The sequence below is a fragment of the Nodularia spumigena CCY9414 genome, assembly GCF_000340565.2.
Classification (GTDB): domain Bacteria; phylum Cyanobacteriota; class Cyanobacteriia; order Cyanobacteriales; family Nostocaceae; genus Nodularia; species Nodularia spumigena.
Map to the genome: position 1 here is coordinate 5,427,529 of NZ_CP007203.1, position 15,187 is coordinate 5,442,715.

The window sequence follows — 15,187 nt, forward strand, 5'->3', positions numbered from 1 at the left end:
CAAAGGACACAAAGTTAAGAGGGTTTTAGAGAGTTCTTGCGTAAGTCCTATTAAAAAGAGCTACTGTCAATCAAAAACTCATTAGTTGCGATTGGGCATGATTCCAGGAAGCACAACATTTCTACTAGCCTGGTAGGCAATCATAAGTAATATCATTTTCCAGAGTCTGTGTTATGCGTAACAAACTACAAAAAACCATCAAACCCCTGTTCAAAATTTTCTTTCTTTTCAGCTTAGTGTTAACTTTAGCACTAAGCCATGCAGATGGTGCGTTAGCCGCCCGCAGTGGTGGTCGCATCGGCGGAGGTTCATTTAGAGCGCCTTCTAGCCGCACCTACACACCGCGCACTTACGCGCCTGGTGGTGGTGGAGGTTACTATCCTGGTGGTGGTGGCTTCGGCTTTCCGTTCTTGATTCCCTTTTGGGGTATTGGCGGAGGATTTGGTGGTATCTTTAGCATTTTAATCTTCTTTGCGATCGCTAACTTCCTTGTCCAAACCTTCCGCCGTGTTAGCAGTGGTGAAGGCGAAGAAGTAGGATACAGCAGCAACCCGCCTGTATCTGTAACTCGTTTGCAAGTTGGTTTATTAGCGCAAGCTCGTGGTTTGCAAAGTGAACTCAACAAAATTGCTGAATCTGCGGATACTAATTCCCCAGAAGGAAGAGCAGAAGTTTTGCAAGAAGCGAGTTTAGCCTTACTCCGTCATCCAGAATACTGGGTATATGCAGGTGGTGGTACACAGCAAGTTAAATTAACTGCGGCTGAAAGTCAGTTTAACCGTTTATCGCTGGCAGAACGCAGCAAGTTTAGCGAAGAAACTCTGTCTAATGTCAACAACCAACTCAAAGCAGCCCTAAACAGAGAAGCTTTACCGACTGCTGACCAACTAGATAACCCCACCCAATTAATTAGTGAAGGCCCTGGGGAATACCTAATTGTCACCTTATTAGCGGCGACATTAGGCAAATTTGACATCCCAGAAATTAACAGTTCTGATGATTTGCGTCAAGCCTTGCGGCGAATTGGGGGAATTCCCGGTGATCAACTTTTGGCTATTGAGGTGCTTTGGACTCCCCAAGCTGAAGGCGATACCCTGACATCTGATGATATCTTGGCGGAGTACACCGATTTGAAGCTGGTGTAAACTGGGTAGCTTATCCCCATGTTTTCCACAAAACAGTTGAATTTAGCCGGTACGATAGAGTTATTCTGTCTGCTGGCTTTTTTTTGGTTGCTATAACTATTACAGTTTAGAAAAGAATGATTAAACGCCGATGAACGCCGATGAACGCCGATAAATGACGACGATATGACTAAACCCGCCCGTACTACCGAGTTCCTGGCTATAATAATAACCTTTTGATAACTCAAGCTTTACTCATTGGCATTACAGAATGTGGTAATTACTTATTTTGTAAGACTTTGCTTGAGGTTGCTAACATGAGTAAAAATTCCCATAACCCATTCAGGTTTAACCGTCGCCAGTTTTTACTAAATTCTGCGGTGACAGCCGGTGGAATCATTACCACAAATCTGATATCAAAATCACCAGTTTTCGGACAAGCACCTGGAATTATTACCTCTGACAGAATGCGTCCTGGCATACCTTATGGTATTGCCTCTGGAGATATTAGCGACAATGGTATTATAATTTGGAGTCGCAGCGATCGCCCATCCAGAATGTTAATTGAATATTCCACCAGTGAATCTTTTAGCAATGTGCGACGTGTTTTCGGTCCATCGGCTTTAGAAGATAACGACTTCACAGCCCGATTTAATCTCAAAAACTTACCTCCAGACCAACAAATATTTTATCGGGTAATTTTCCAAGATTTAGACTATAGAAACGTCTACAGCGAACCTGTAAGCGGTACTTTCCGCACTCCCCCCACAACTGGACGAGATATATTCTTTGTATGGGGTGGAGATACAGCCGGTCAAGGATGGGGAATTAATCCTGATTTCGGTGGGATGAAAATTTACGAAACCATGCGTCAACTTAATCCCGACTTTTTTATCCATTGTGGCGATACTGTTTATGTTGATAACCCCATCGTGGCAGAAAGAACCCTTGATGATGGCACAATTTGGAAAAACATCACCACAGAAGAAAAATCAAAAGTAGCAGAAACGCTTCAAGAATTTCGTGGCAATTTTCAATACAATTTGCTGGATGAAAATGTGAAGCGTTTTAACGCTCAAGTTCCCATGTTAGCGCAGTGGGACGACCACGAAACCACAAACAACTGGTATCCTGGCGAATTTCTCCTCAGTGATGACCGCTATACAGTTAAAGATGTTAACTTGTTAGCACAAAGGGCAAGACAAGCATTTTTTGAATATATGCCCATGAACTACAGGACAAGATTTGGTGCTGAGAGATCCAAAATTTATCGTTCCTTCCAACATGGTCCATTACTAGACATTTTCATGCTGGATGAACGCACTTACCGGGGGCAAAACACTGACAATGTTCAGTCAGTAAAAAGTGCAGAAACAGATATGCTGGGTAAATCACAATTGCAATGGATGAAAGTGCAATTGCTGAAATCAAAAGCCACATGGAAAATAATTTCTAGTGATATGCCTTTGGGGTTAATAGTTCGAGATGGTGCTAATTTTGAAGCTTGGGCTAACGCAGACAACGGCGCAGCTTTGGGAAGGGAATTAGAGTTAACTGAGTTACTCCGATTTATCAAACGCAGGAATATTAAAAATGTTGTTTGGGTAACTGCTGATGTACATTATGCAGCAGCCCACTATTACGACCCCAGTCAGGCACAATTCACCGACTTTAAGCCTTTTTGGGAGTTTGTCGCCGGGCCTCTCAACTCTGGGACATTTGGCCCAGGACAATTAGATAATACCTTTGGCCCACAATTAATATTTCAAAGTAATCCTCCAGGTATGAAACCAAATCGACCACCCAGTGAAGGTTTACAATTCTTTGGAGGAGTGAAAATTGATGCTGATACCAAGGTGATGACAGTTTCACTGCGTAACATAGCCGGGGAAATTATTTACAGCGTAGATTTACCGCCAGAAGCGTAAATTTTCAATACTGTAGCAAAATATAGCCAGTTAATAGAGTAATTAGGCAATTTTTTACTTTATCTAACTGGCTGTGCTGTTTCTGACACTTATTTGTCTTGAAGAACCAGAGATTGGTTTACACCCAGATATTTTACCGACTATTGCAGAAATGCTAATTGAAGCATCCCAGAGAACACAATTAATAGTGACAACTCATTCTGATGCTTTAATTTCGGCTTTGAGTGAATATCCCGAATCAGTGTTAGTTTGTGAACGAGACGAAAAAGGCTCTCACCTCCGCCGCCTTGAACCTGATAAACTCAAAGATTGGCTAGAAAATTATACTCTCGGCGACCTCTGGCGCATGGGTGAAATTGGGGGAAATCGATGGTAAAAGAAATTCGGATTTATATAGAGGGTGGTGGTAATTCTAATGCGGAGAAGGCTAAAATTAGACAAGGATTTAATAAATTTTTCAATACATTTATTGAATTAGCTAAAAGTAAAAAAACTAAATGGAGCATTATTATTTGTGGTACTCGCAATAATGCATTTCGTAACTTTAGAAATGCTTTAAAATCTCATCCAGATGCCTTTAATGTTTTGCTGGTTGACGCAGAAGCACCTGTGACTATACAATCTCGTTGGGGACATCTAAAGTTTAGGGATAATTGGGATAAACCTTCAGAAGTTGACGAGATTCAATGTCATTTGATGGTTCAAACAATGGACGCTTGGTTTATTGCTGATATTGAAACCCTGACAAAATATTATGGTCAGGGATTTAGGAAAAATGCCATTCCCAAAAACTCTAATATCGAAATTATTGACAAAGACACGTTATTTAAGAGCCTGAAAGACGCTACTTGTAATACCTCCAAGGGCGAGTATCAAAAAATTAAACACGCCTCTAAGCTTTTGGAATTGCTGGATGTGGCTAAGGTTCGTCAAGCTTCCCCATCATGCGGTCGCCTATTCACGACTTTAACAGATAAGATAACAAAAGTTTGAGCGATCGCCAACTCCCCCCCCATATCACGCTATCATCAGGTATTGTGGAATCTCCGTGCATCACCCCTAGCATCTATGACTGCTTCTCAATCTGAACCTCAACGAACGGAACCCAACATCCCTGCTACACCTCACGTCGATACTCAATTGGTAGACCGCAGTAAGCTGAGTAAGATGTATCAGCATTATGTGGAAGTCAAGGATAAACATCCCCATGCTTTGCTGCTATATCGGGTCGGAGATTTTTTTGAAACTTTTTTCCAAGACGCTGTAACTGTCTCCAGAGAATTAGAACTTGTACTCACCAGTAAACACGCGGGCGAAGTTGGTCGCGTAGCTATGACTGGTGTACCCCACCACGCTTGGGAACGCTACACTACCCAATTGGTGGAAAAAGGCTATGCGGTGGTAATTTGCGACCAAGTAGAAGACGCATCGGAAGCAGTCGGTTTAGTCAAGCGCGAAGTTACCCGCATCCTCACACCAGGGACTTTGCTAGAAGAGGGAATGTTAAAATCAAGTCGCAATAATTACATTGCGGCTGTGGTAATTGCGGGGAATCATTGGGGTTTAGCTTATGCAGATATCTCTACAGGGGAATTTCTCACAACTCAAGGAAGTGATTTAGAACACCTGACTCAGGAGTTAATGCGGTTGCAACCTTCCGAGGTGGTGGTTCCCACAAACGCCCCTGATTTGGGTAGCTTGTTGCGTCCGGGTGAAAGTTCGCCCCATCTTCCCCCATGTTTACCACAATCATTTTGTTATAGCTTGCGATCGCAGGTTCCCTTTTCTCAAGGCGAAGCTAGACCGAAATTGTTAGAAAAATTCAAAGTGCGATCGCTTGAAGGACTCGGTTGTGATCATCTTCCTTTAGCTGTGCGGGCGGCTGGTGGTCTACTGGAATATGTGGAAGATATGCAAAGAGTCAACCCAGTTGTTCTGCAAAAGTTACGCACCTATACCATTACTGACTACCTAATTGTTGATAATCAAACTCGACGTAACCTAGAAATTACGCAAACGGTCAGGGATAGCACATTTCACGGTTCCCTGCTGTGGGCATTAGATAGAAGCAGCACAGCGATGGGCGGGCGGGCGTTGCGGCGGTGGTTATTGCAACCGCTAATTGATCTTAAAGGCATTGGGGCGCGTCAAAATACCATCCAAGAGTTGATGGAAAATACACCTTTGCGTCAAGATTTGCGGCAGTTATTACGGCAAATTTACGATTTAGAACGGCTAACGGGAAGGGCGGCTTCTGGGACTGCTAACGCTAAAGATTTAGTCGCTTTGGCTGATTCCCTCTCACGCTTACCGCAATTATCCCACTTAGTCATTGATGCGCGATCGCCTTTTCTGAAAGCTTTGCAGAGAGTACCAGCAGAATTATCAGAATTAGCTCAAAAGTTACACGCCCATCTTGTAGAATCGCCACCCATACATATTAAAGAAGGCGGGTTGATTCGTCCAGGGATGAATCCCATGTTAGATGAGCGAAAAGCCACTGTCGAATCAGACCAACAATGGATTGCGAATTTAGAAGTTGATGAACGGGCAAAAACCGGCATCCCCAATTTAAAGGTAGGATTTAATAAAACCTTTGGTTACTACATTAGTATTTCTCGTTCTAAATCTGACCAAGTACCCGATAATTACATCCGTAAGCAAACTTTAACCAATGAAGAACGTTACATCACCCCAGAGTTGAAAGAACGGGAAGCGCGGATTCTCACAGCGCGGGATGATTTAAATCAGTTGGAATATGAGATTTTTGTCGAACTGCGGGAAGAGGTAGGACAACAGGCGGAGATTATTCGCAATACTTCCCGTGCTGTCGCTGCGGCTGATGTGTTGTGTGGTTTAGCTGAGTTGGCTGTACAGCAAGGTTATTGTCGTCCCCAGATGGTTGAGGGACGGGAAATTATGATTGTGGATGGTCGTCACCCGGTGGTGGAACAGTCTTTACCGGCTGGGTTTTTTGTGCCGAATTCTACGCAATTAGGGAGGGAGGAAAGGAACCACAGAGGCGCAGAGGGCGCGGAGGAAAGACCGGATTTAGTAATTTTGACTGGACCGAATGCGAGTGGTAAGAGTTGTTATTTGCGTCAGGTAGGGTTGATTCAGTTGATGGCGCAAATTGGTAGTTTTGTACCGGCGCGGTTTGCAAAGTTGGGAGTGTGCGATCGCATTTTTACTCGTGTCGGTGCTGTGGATGATTTGGCGACTGGTCAATCTACGTTTATGGTGGAGATGAATGAAACGGCGAATATTCTCAATCATGCTACGGCTAAATCCCTAGTATTGTTAGATGAAATTGGTCGCGGAACAGCAACTTTTGATGGTCTTTCCATCGCTTGGGCTGTAGCAGAATACATAGCTGTAGATATTCGGGCGCGGACGATTTTTGCTACTCACTATCATGAATTAAACGAATTGTCAAGCATCCTGCCCAACGTCGCTAATTATCAAGTCACCGTCAAAGAATTACCCGACAGAATCATTTTTCTGCACCAAGTCCAACCAGGGGGTGCTGATAAATCCTATGGCATTGAAGCGGGACGATTAGCGGGTTTACCAGATGTAGTAATTCAACGGGCGAAACAAGTCATGGGGCAGATTGAGAAACATAGTAAAATTGCAATGGGACTACAGAATATGGATTAATTCTTCTTTGCGCCTCTGCGCCTCTGCGTGACATTCATTTTATATTCACTGATATTGTGACTACAATCGCGGTTTATAAGTTGTCGTCTTTAAGTAGAGAAGGAAGTGGAAGCTATGCTGGGAGTTAGTTTAGAACAAACAAGAGTTTATCAGGACGCAAAAGCTGAGGGGCGGGAAGAAATATTGAAAGCAGCTGTTCCTTTATTACTAAAAACAGGAATGAGTATAGAACAAATTGCTCAAGAACTCAATGTTGAGGTAGAAGTTGTCCGCCTTGCTGTACAGCAGAACAATGATAAGTGAAAGCTGTATGACAATTGTACTGGTTTTACCTACCGCGATCGCGTTCTAAATCAGCAATCACTTTTTGCAGGTACCACTCATCTGACATCCCCGGATGATATTCTTGTTGTTGATCAATTAATCGTTGGGCGATTTCCCAATATCCCCCCACCATCCGCAAAAGTCGCTGACGCAGTAAATTATAGTTTTGCTTCTTTGATTCCGGGCTAGATGTTTGGATATTTTTTAAACTATTTAATACTTGATGGTAATTTTCCCAATCTTCCTGTTCACAAAAAATACTCGCGGCTTTTTGATAATCCGCAACAGCATTTTGCATTTCTTCTAAACAAGTATAAGCAATACCACGATTGTAGTAAGCTAGAGCATGATCAGGATTAATTTGTAATGCTTGGTTGTAATCTTGAATTGCATCGAGATAATTACCAGATGTCCTGTAGGCGTTGCCTCTGGCAGTGTATACTAAGGCATCTTGGGGTTGAATTTTGATGACTTGATTAAAATCTGCGATCGCACCTTGATGATCTCCCAAAAGTGAACGGGCTTTACCACGATTACGATAAACAACCGCATCTGTAAAATTGAGAGATAATGCTTGATTAAAGTCTGCGATCGCATCTTGATATTTTCCCATTTTGCAGTGAATTATTCCACGACAACAATAAGCTTGGGCATCTTGTGGGTCAGCTTGTAATATCCAGTTTACATCAGCGATCGCCTCACGAGTATTGCCTTTCTCGGCTTTTTCTAATAACTGGGTAAAATATGCCTTTGTCGATAATATCGGTGTATTAATAGAAATACTTGACTGAGAAACAGGTTTTGGTTTTGGTTGTAACTGTCTAATCTTTTCGATACACAGACGACAATTTTCTGTATCCTTTTGTGCTAAATATAATTTTGCGGCCTTTTTAAAATTAGCGATCGCATCGGGAATAAAACCTTGTTTCCGTCGAATTATCCCCCGCAGGTTATAAGCAGGCGCATAATCGGAATTGAGGCGAATCGCCATATCCACATCACTCAAAGCCCCCGGTAAATTTTTCAATTCTAACCTAGCCAAACCCCGACAATAATACCCATCCATACTTCCAGGATTCAACCTTACCGCTTCTGTATAATCCGAAACAGCTTTGTGAATAGCCCCTGAGTGATAATAAGCCAAACCCCGTTGTAAAAAAGCATCAGCAAAATAAGGTATCAATTGTAAAGAATTGCTAAATTCCTCAATAGCGCCAGCGTAGTCTTTATCCTTAGCCTTTTTCAGTCCTTGATTGTAAAATTCGTCACTCATAGTTCACCCAACCAGATAGACATCTCATTTCTATGTTAAATATTCACCCTAATTTTAGCTAATTCCCAAATTTCAACTTACTTCTTCTCTCTGCGTCTTGGCGACTTGGCGGTTCGATAAAAAATATTACCCATATATCAGCGAAATGAAAATTAGAACCATCACTACAGGAATATCACTTCTATCCCCCAAAGACACCGATAAAATCAAACAAGCCCATGAATTTAACCAACAAGCAAAAGAAATCTTTGCAAAACGAGGATATAAAGTTCAAACAACTAGAATTACCACCAACTCTTGGGAAGAATATTTATTAAACTTAGCAAAAATTGATATTATTCATGATATTAAAGCACTAGAGGAGATTTGTCAAAGCCTAGATATCAGCTTTTTCAATATTGGCTATGCCAATAAACCCGAAACCATAGCTTTAATTCCTGATATTATTAAATCTACATCAATTATTTACTGTTCCAGCCAATTGGGAAACCAAGAAACAGGTATTAACTTTCAAAATACTTGGGAATCTGCCAAAACTATCAAACGCATTGCCCAAGAAAGCGAAAATGGTTATGGTAATTTTAGATATTGTGCATGGGCAAACTGTCAGCCAGGAATACCATTCTTTCCTACAGCATATCATATCGGTGATACTTCTTTTGGTATCGGTTTAGAACTGGGTGAATTGGTAAGTCAAGCATTTTCCCAAGCTGATAATCTGCAATCAGCAGAGAAGGAATTGCAATCTATTTTAGAAATCGAATTAATTAAAGTTGCTAAAATTGCTGAGGAAATATCTCTAAGATTTGCTGTAAAATATAACGGTATTGATACGTCTCTTGCACCGTCTTTAGACCAAGAAAATAGTATTGCTTTTGCTTATGAAAAAATTATGTCTGGTAAGTTTGGACATCCCGGAACTTTAGCTATTTCGGGGATGTTAACTCGTGTGTTGAAAAGTGTTTCTGTGAAAATTTGCGGTTATTCTGGTTTGATGTTACCAGTATGTGAAGATGTTGGTCTAGCTGCTAGGGCTAATGAGCAAACTTATGATATTACTCATTTATTATTATTTTCGGCTGTTTGTGGTTGTGGGCTAGATACGGTTCCAATTCCTGGTGATATGACGGTTGAAAAAATTGCTTCTATTTTAACTGATTTGGCAACTTTGGCTATTAAGTTAAATAAGCCTTTATCGGCTAGATTGTTTCCGATTACAAATAAAAAAGCTGGGGAAATGACTGCTTTCAATTCCCCTTATCTTGTTGATTGTCACGTTTTCTCTGTGGATTGAATTTTGGAGGAAGATTAACGAACCACGTTCGCGTAGCGTCTCCCCTTCTCCCAAAGGGAGAGGCTAGCGCCAAGGGAGAAGGACACGAAGTACACGAAGGAAGAAGGAAGAAGGAAGAAGAAGGAAGAAGTATTAGTAATTTATTAATAGGCTGGGAGAGGTTAAGACGAATACATCTCTGCTTCCTTTTGCTTCTATCTGTGGTTTGATGGGTGTGGTAAAGTGGAAGAATTCATGATCGTTGACTAATAGTAGTTCTCCAGAATTTAAGGTTTTACTAAATACTGGTTTCTCTTTTTTGGCTGTATATAAGTGGGTTTCTCCACCTTGAATATTTTCTCTATTGACAGAGAAGATTCCAATAAAGTCTGTCCCATCTTGATGGATTCCTTCTGGGGCTGGATTTCCTAAGTTATGAGGAGAACAAATGGTTCTAATTTGATGCACTCCTATTTCTGCTTCTGGATGTAGTTTACAAGATTCACTAAATGCTAAAACTAGATTTTTAAAACTATCCAATTCTACAAGTCCATCTTCTAATTCTGCAAATTCTCGTTTAATATCTCCCAATAATGGATTATAATCTTTACCTTGGAAGAGGTAGCCGTGAGGTAATTTAATTAATTTATCCTCAGCAGCGATAAATCTAGATAATCTTCTCGAACGATAATTACCTTTGAGATAAGGATCAGTCGGTAAATTATTAAAAAATGTTTTGAAACCTGCTGAATTTATGGAATTTACCTTTTTGAGGGTAAACAAAAAAGCATATTCTAATTCTGTTGATTCCCATACCTGTTGCATAGGATTTACCTTCTTATATATTGAAATCCTCTCTCATTTTGTTTGATGAGAGGTTTATATTACTGAGTATATGCAGATTTTTAAGTAAATGTCGTTAAATTGACTACAAAATTTAGCAAATTGTGATATGAGATTTACTCACCTTTGGGAAGATATTTGTAAATGGCAGCAAATAGGTAAAAAATCAATGTATATTCACTAACAGCACATAGGTTTGATCATGATTGACTGGCTTTACAACTACCCACCGCTATATTCGGGAATACTACTCAAGCGCTACAAACGATTTTTTGCTGATATTCAACTTGATTCTGGCGAAATAGTTACAGCACATTGTCCCAACACAGGGCCAATGACGGGAGTATCTACCCTTGGGAGTGCAGTACAAATTTCCAAAAGTGATAACCAAGAGCGCAAATTAGCTTACACCTTAGAATTAATTCAAGTACATGATAACCAACCCACTTGGGTAGGAGTCAATACCATGTTACCTAATCGCATCGTAAAACTAGCATTAGCAAAAAACCTCTTCCCCGAATTGGGAAACTATAGCCAAATTAAAGGTGAAGTAGTGTATGGACAAGACAAAAAAAGTCGGGTAGATTTCTTCCTAACAGGTAGCGACGAAGAACGCCCAATATATTTAGAAGTAAAAAATACAACTTGGGCGCAAAACACCTTAGCCCTATTTCCCGACACCGAAACCACCAGAGGACAAAAGCATTTAAGAGAATTAACCGCACTCCTACCCCAAACCCGCGCCGTGATGTTGTACTTCATTAATAGAGGAGATTGTACCGAATTTGCCCCTGGTGATATTACAGACCCAGTATATGGTAAACTATTAAGAAAAGCGATCGCACTCGGCCTAGAAATCTTACCCTGCCGATTTGACATCTCACCATTCGGAATACGCTACATAGGTTTAGCAAAACTCAAACTCTAACCCTCCTCCCTCCGCGCACCTCTGCGCTTACCTCCGCGAACCTTTGCGTTAAAAAAAAATGATAATTATCATCATGGGAGTCTCCGGTGCCGGCAAAACCACCATAGGCAAACTCCTAGCCGATGCCTTAAACTGGGAATTTAAAGACGCTGACGAATTTCACTCCATAGATAACATCGAAAAAATGCGGCTAGGTATTCCCCTCAATGATACCGATAGAAAACCTTGGCTAAAAGACTTGCAAACAGCGATCGCCCTATGGTTAAAAGAAAATGTCAATATAGTCTTAGCCTGTTCCGCCCTCAAAGCCAATTATCGCCAATATCTAGTATTAGATGCTGAATGCATAAAACTAATTTACCTCCACGGCAGCTTAGATTTGCTCCAACAGAGGCTTATAGGAAGGCAAAATCATTTTATGTCAGAAAAACTCCTCAACAGCCAATTAGATGCCCTTGAGGAGCCAGATGATGCGATTTTTGTAGATGTTTCTGAACCACCCCAATTAATTGTGCAGAACCTGAAAACAGTTCTAGGTATTTAAACCAATACAGTTCAGATTAGCCTATAAGGATATCACCGTTTCAGCAGACTGATCTGGCGCGTGACGAGGGCGAAGATGTAAAGTGATTTCCGTATCAAGTCGCTTGAGGAAAATGAGGAGTTTACCCTCGCTAAACCGTTGAAACTCTCCTTTCATCAAATGAGAAACTTCTGGCTGGGGAATACCAAGAAGTTTGCTGATTTCACGTTGTTTCAGGTTCCTTTGTTTCAAAAGCCGCAGTACCTGAATCCCTATCTTTCCCCGTGTAAAAAGTTCATCCGCATCTGACAAACCGAGGTCAGCGAATACATTACCACTACTTTCTTCAAAAACGCTTTCCTGTGTCATTGTTGTTTTTCCCTAGCTACTGCGTCCTTATAGCGTTGTTTAATCAGATCAACATCAGCCTGTGGGGTTTTAATTCCTTGCTTTGATTTCTTTTGAAAAGCGTGCAGGACATAGATTTTTTCACCAATCTTTACCGCATAAACTGCCCTGTAAGTATCAGTATCGTAGCGTTTGACTATTTCATACACGCCACTTCCAACCCCCTTAAAAGGCTTGGCATCCATCGGTGTTTCCCCTGCTTGCACCAATTGCAGTGCGTAGCCTACTGATGCACGGACTTGTTCAGGAAATGAGCGAATATTTTTGAGAGAGTCTCCCATCCAAACCAGAGGTCGTAGAGGAATTTCGATAATATCCTCATCATCTGCCATTTTATATGAAATTTACTATAAAACAAGTCAAACAATAGCATGAAATTTCCCCCGCGCCATCTCCAAGGTAAGTTTTATGTTTTCTCCATTCTCCAGCCAGGAGTATCAGCCGATTGTGACTGATATCCCAACTGGGTGTACTATTCCCTAAACTTGATGAGAAGCCAGAAAAGCATCGATTTCAGCCGCAGTCGGTTGAGAAGCGATCGCACCTGCTTTAATAGTAGTTAGCGCCCCCACAGCATTAGCATAAGCAACAACTTTTTTGGCTGTTTCTGCATCCTGCAAACCTTGAATACCATGTAGACTTAGCTGGTGGATAAATCCTGCCAAAAAACTATCCCCAGCACCAGTTGTATCCACAACATCAATCGGATAAGAAGGTAAATTACCTTCATTTTCGCCCAAACAATAAGTGCAACCATGTTCACCATCTGTCACCAGCACCCCATCAATGGTATCCATGCGGTAAGTAATAGCACCTGGGTCTGTAGTATCAAATAGCCATTCGGACTCTTCTTTAGAAAGTTTGAGAAAATCAACTCGCTTCCATATCTCCTGGATTTTTTGACGCGCCATATCTGCATCTTGCCAAAATACAGGTCGCCAGTTGACATCCAGAATAATCTTCAAGTCGTATTGTTCGGCTAAATCTAAGGCGCGATGAACTGCCTGCTCACTTTCAGGATAAGCTAATTCCAGAGTACCCAATACCAGAAAGTCAGCCTCTTGAAACAGCGATTCTGGCAATTGTTCAGCTTTTAACCGGGTATCGGCAAATTCAGAGGTGTCATATTCACCAAATCCGGCAAAATTGCGATCGCCTGCCAGATCGCGCACCACATAAACTTGCCTCGTTGGTGCTGTAGAATGGCGTTGCACCCCTGTGGTATCTACACCAATTTCTTCTAAAAGCTTAACTAGCTCATTCCCTGGCTCATCTTCACCAACAGCCCCAATAAAACCTGCGGGAGTTCCGAGTTTTACCAAAGCACACGCCACATTAGCCGGCGCACCCCCTGGGTAAGGAGTCCAGGACTTCACCTCTTCTAGCGTTAGCCCCAATTGGTCAGCTAAACAATCGAACAAAATTTCACCAAGGCACAAAACACGGGGATTGCTCATTTCATTTCAGAATCTGGGTTTTCGATTTTGAGTTAGTAATTCCAGTATAAAATCTACAACACTCTTGACTCATTTGTCGCCAGTCTAAAATGAATAAAATCACAATTTTTGCTACTACAATCCGAAATATATCTTTCCGATTTTCACTTTTTATTATAGTAAAATTACGCAATTAATTTAAAATTAAGTGTTAAAAGTACTAAAAATTTTCCACAGATTACCATCAAAGCCAAATCTAAAGAAAATATAGTCAATTCCATTACTGCTATAACTTCAAACCCTCCCAACAAAAGAATCTTCTAGAATTAAAAGAGGATTAAGTACATATACCAAGGGAGAATAGAAAAAGTTATGGCTGGTGGCGAGTCTCAGACCCCTGTTAGTCTGTCAGACAGAGAACTGCAAATTATCGACTTAGTGGCCGCTGGCTTAACTAACCAAGATATTGCAGTCAAACTGGAGATTAGCAAACGCACAGTTGATAACCATATCAGCAATATTCTCACCAAAACCCAAACCGAAAACCGAGTAGCTCTCGTCCGTTGGGCATTGCAGTGGGGTAAAATTTGCCTAGATGAAGTTAATTGCTGTGTCCTACCCATCAAGAACGATTAGATAAATTGTTGGCGTGTACTAATTGTTCTGCTCACGCCTTTATTTTCAGGTGAATCTCTAGCGTAAATTCTGATCCGCATCTAAATCAAGCAGTCATCAACAAAAATTTGCAACAATCCCCAGCCTCAAGCGTTACATTAATTAAATCTATGTTGCTCCATCAGCTAAAAGAGCAGTTTTTTTTATGAATACTTCAACCTCTGTTGATTTTTTTAGTTTTGATTTGACCGCACCGCAACCAACACAAGACGCTGATTTACTCAGACAGCTATCATTCATCCCAGGATTAAAAGAAATTATCCTGCTGCGACAAGTTCACGCCCTAGAACACGCTACTGTTTGGGTTTTGAGTGAAGCCAACAGCGCTTATACACCTAGTAGACCCACAAAAGTACAAGTAGATAACGAACTCTTAGGCGGTTTATCCACAGAACAAGGATTTTACCTTTATGGTGAAGTAAATATCAGTGACTTGCGGCGCGCGGTAACACTAGGCTTAAATCGTCTCATCAATGGTGAATGGGATTTAGCTGTTCATCCCCGGTGTGGCACAAATGCCTCAGTAGCCATGCTGTTAACAGCCGGACTAGCTGTCAGTGTCAATCTACTACTACCATTCCGACCAATTGAGCAATTAATTGGCTTAGGAATAGCAGCCACCACAGCCGCAGAACTCGCACCTGATTTAGGTTCCATAGCCCAGCGCTACCTCACCACCGCCATTCCCTTTAACCTAGTAATTGAAAATATTACCCTGACTCGTGACCTTTGGGGACGACAGGGACATTTTGTCAAAGTCAGTTGGCGAGATTAAACAATTCAAAATTTAAC

The 15,187-nt window shown here is 41.4% G+C and carries 16 protein-coding genes; 11 read left to right on the top strand and 5 right to left on the bottom strand.

All coding sequences use genetic code 11. The features are described 5' to 3' along the window. The first annotated feature begins 173 nt into the window (after positions 1-173). The 6 genes from NSP_RS23470 to NSP_RS23495 all read left to right on the top strand — a co-directional run bounded on the left by NSP_RS23470 (position 174) and on the right by NSP_RS23495 (position 7,015). Positions 174-1,145, top strand: a complete 972-nt coding sequence (locus NSP_RS23470) for a DUF1517 domain-containing protein (RefSeq protein ID WP_006196023.1) — start codon at positions 174-176, stop codon at positions 1,143-1,145. Between the two features lie 296 nt (positions 1,146-1,441). Beyond that, positions 1,442-3,052, top strand: a complete 1,611-nt coding sequence (locus NSP_RS23475; RefSeq protein ID WP_017804474.1) for an alkaline phosphatase D family protein — start codon at positions 1,442-1,444, stop codon at positions 3,050-3,052. Between the two features lie 73 nt (positions 3,053-3,125). Next, complete coding sequence (locus NSP_RS23480; RefSeq protein ID WP_006196020.1) at positions 3,126-3,428, top strand: AAA family ATPase; 303 nt, start codon at positions 3,126-3,128, stop codon at positions 3,426-3,428. Beyond that, positions 3,422-4,045: a DUF4276 family protein gene (locus NSP_RS23485; RefSeq protein ID WP_006196019.1), complete on the top strand. Its 624-nt coding sequence runs from the start codon at positions 3,422-3,424 to the stop codon at positions 4,043-4,045. The genes NSP_RS23480 and NSP_RS23485 overlap by 7 nt, the downstream gene beginning before the upstream one ends. A gap of 75 nt (positions 4,046-4,120) precedes the next feature. Then, positions 4,121-6,712 carry a DNA mismatch repair protein MutS gene (gene mutS / locus NSP_RS23490; RefSeq protein ID WP_006196018.1) on the top strand — a complete coding sequence of 864 codons (2,592 nt, stop codon included), beginning with the start codon at positions 4,121-4,123 and terminating at the stop codon, positions 6,710-6,712. A 114-nt stretch (positions 6,713-6,826) separates the two neighbouring features. Continuing rightward, on the top strand, positions 6,827-7,015 hold the full coding sequence (locus NSP_RS23495; protein ID WP_017804475.1) for a hypothetical protein: 189 nt from the start codon (positions 6,827-6,829) through the stop codon (positions 7,013-7,015). A 25-nt stretch (positions 7,016-7,040) separates the two neighbouring features. Here the strand turns inward: NSP_RS23495 and NSP_RS23500 are convergent, their stop codons facing one another. Continuing rightward, positions 7,041-8,309 (bottom strand): tetratricopeptide repeat protein, encoded by a 1,269-nt coding sequence (locus NSP_RS23500; protein ID WP_006196016.1) that lies wholly within the window; start codon positions 8,307-8,309, stop codon positions 7,041-7,043. 145 nt (positions 8,310-8,454) lie between these two features. Between NSP_RS23500 and NSP_RS23505 the strand changes: the two genes are divergently transcribed. Beyond that, positions 8,455-9,603, top strand: coding sequence for a DUF711 family protein (locus tag NSP_RS23505; protein WP_006196015.1), 1,149 nt, complete (start codon positions 8,455-8,457; stop codon positions 9,601-9,603). A 132-nt stretch (positions 9,604-9,735) separates the two neighbouring features. On the opposite strand, the gene NSP_RS23510 is transcribed toward NSP_RS23505, so the two are convergent. Continuing rightward, the gene (locus tag NSP_RS23510) at positions 9,736-10,407 is read right to left on the bottom strand and encodes a 2OG-Fe dioxygenase family protein (RefSeq protein ID WP_006196014.1); all 672 of its coding nucleotides are present in this window, start codon (positions 10,405-10,407) and stop codon (positions 9,736-9,738) included. Positions 10,408-10,627: 220 nt separating this feature from the next. Between NSP_RS23510 and sfsA the strand changes: the two genes are divergently transcribed. Beyond that, positions 10,628-11,353 carry a DNA/RNA nuclease SfsA gene (sfsA, locus tag NSP_RS23515; RefSeq protein WP_006196013.1) on the top strand — a complete coding sequence of 242 codons (726 nt, stop codon included), beginning with the start codon at positions 10,628-10,630 and terminating at the stop codon, positions 11,351-11,353. A gap of 58 nt (positions 11,354-11,411) precedes the next feature. Then, positions 11,412-11,897, top strand: coding sequence for a gluconokinase (locus NSP_RS23520; RefSeq protein WP_017804476.1), 486 nt, complete (start codon positions 11,412-11,414; stop codon positions 11,895-11,897). Between the two features lie 21 nt (positions 11,898-11,918). On the opposite strand, the gene NSP_RS23525 is transcribed toward NSP_RS23520, so the two are convergent. From NSP_RS23525 to NSP_RS23535, 3 genes are all read right to left on the bottom strand, one after another. Then, complete coding sequence (locus NSP_RS23525; RefSeq protein WP_006196011.1) at positions 11,919-12,245, bottom strand: helix-turn-helix domain-containing protein; 327 nt, start codon at positions 12,243-12,245, stop codon at positions 11,919-11,921. Next, positions 12,242-12,616 (bottom strand): type II toxin-antitoxin system RelE/ParE family toxin, encoded by a 375-nt coding sequence (locus tag NSP_RS23530; protein ID WP_006196010.1) that lies wholly within the window; start codon positions 12,614-12,616, stop codon positions 12,242-12,244. The genes NSP_RS23525 and NSP_RS23530 overlap by 4 nt, the downstream gene beginning before the upstream one ends. Before the next feature lie 147 nt (positions 12,617-12,763). Continuing rightward, on the bottom strand, positions 12,764-13,741 hold the full coding sequence (locus NSP_RS23535; protein ID WP_006196009.1) for a carbohydrate kinase family protein: 978 nt from the start codon (positions 13,739-13,741) through the stop codon (positions 12,764-12,766). A gap of 351 nt (positions 13,742-14,092) precedes the next feature. Between NSP_RS23535 and pedR the strand changes: the two genes are divergently transcribed. Together pedR and NSP_RS23545 are read left to right on the top strand one after the other, a co-directional pair. Further along, positions 14,093-14,356, top strand: a complete 264-nt coding sequence (pedR, locus tag NSP_RS23540; protein WP_006196008.1) for a photosynthetic electron transport-dependent transcriptional regulator PedR — start codon at positions 14,093-14,095, stop codon at positions 14,354-14,356. Between the two features lie 184 nt (positions 14,357-14,540). Then, the gene (locus tag NSP_RS23545) at positions 14,541-15,170 is read left to right on the top strand and encodes a DUF6391 domain-containing protein (protein WP_006196007.1); all 630 of its coding nucleotides are present in this window, start codon (positions 14,541-14,543) and stop codon (positions 15,168-15,170) included. Positions 15,171-15,187 lie beyond the last annotated feature (17 nt).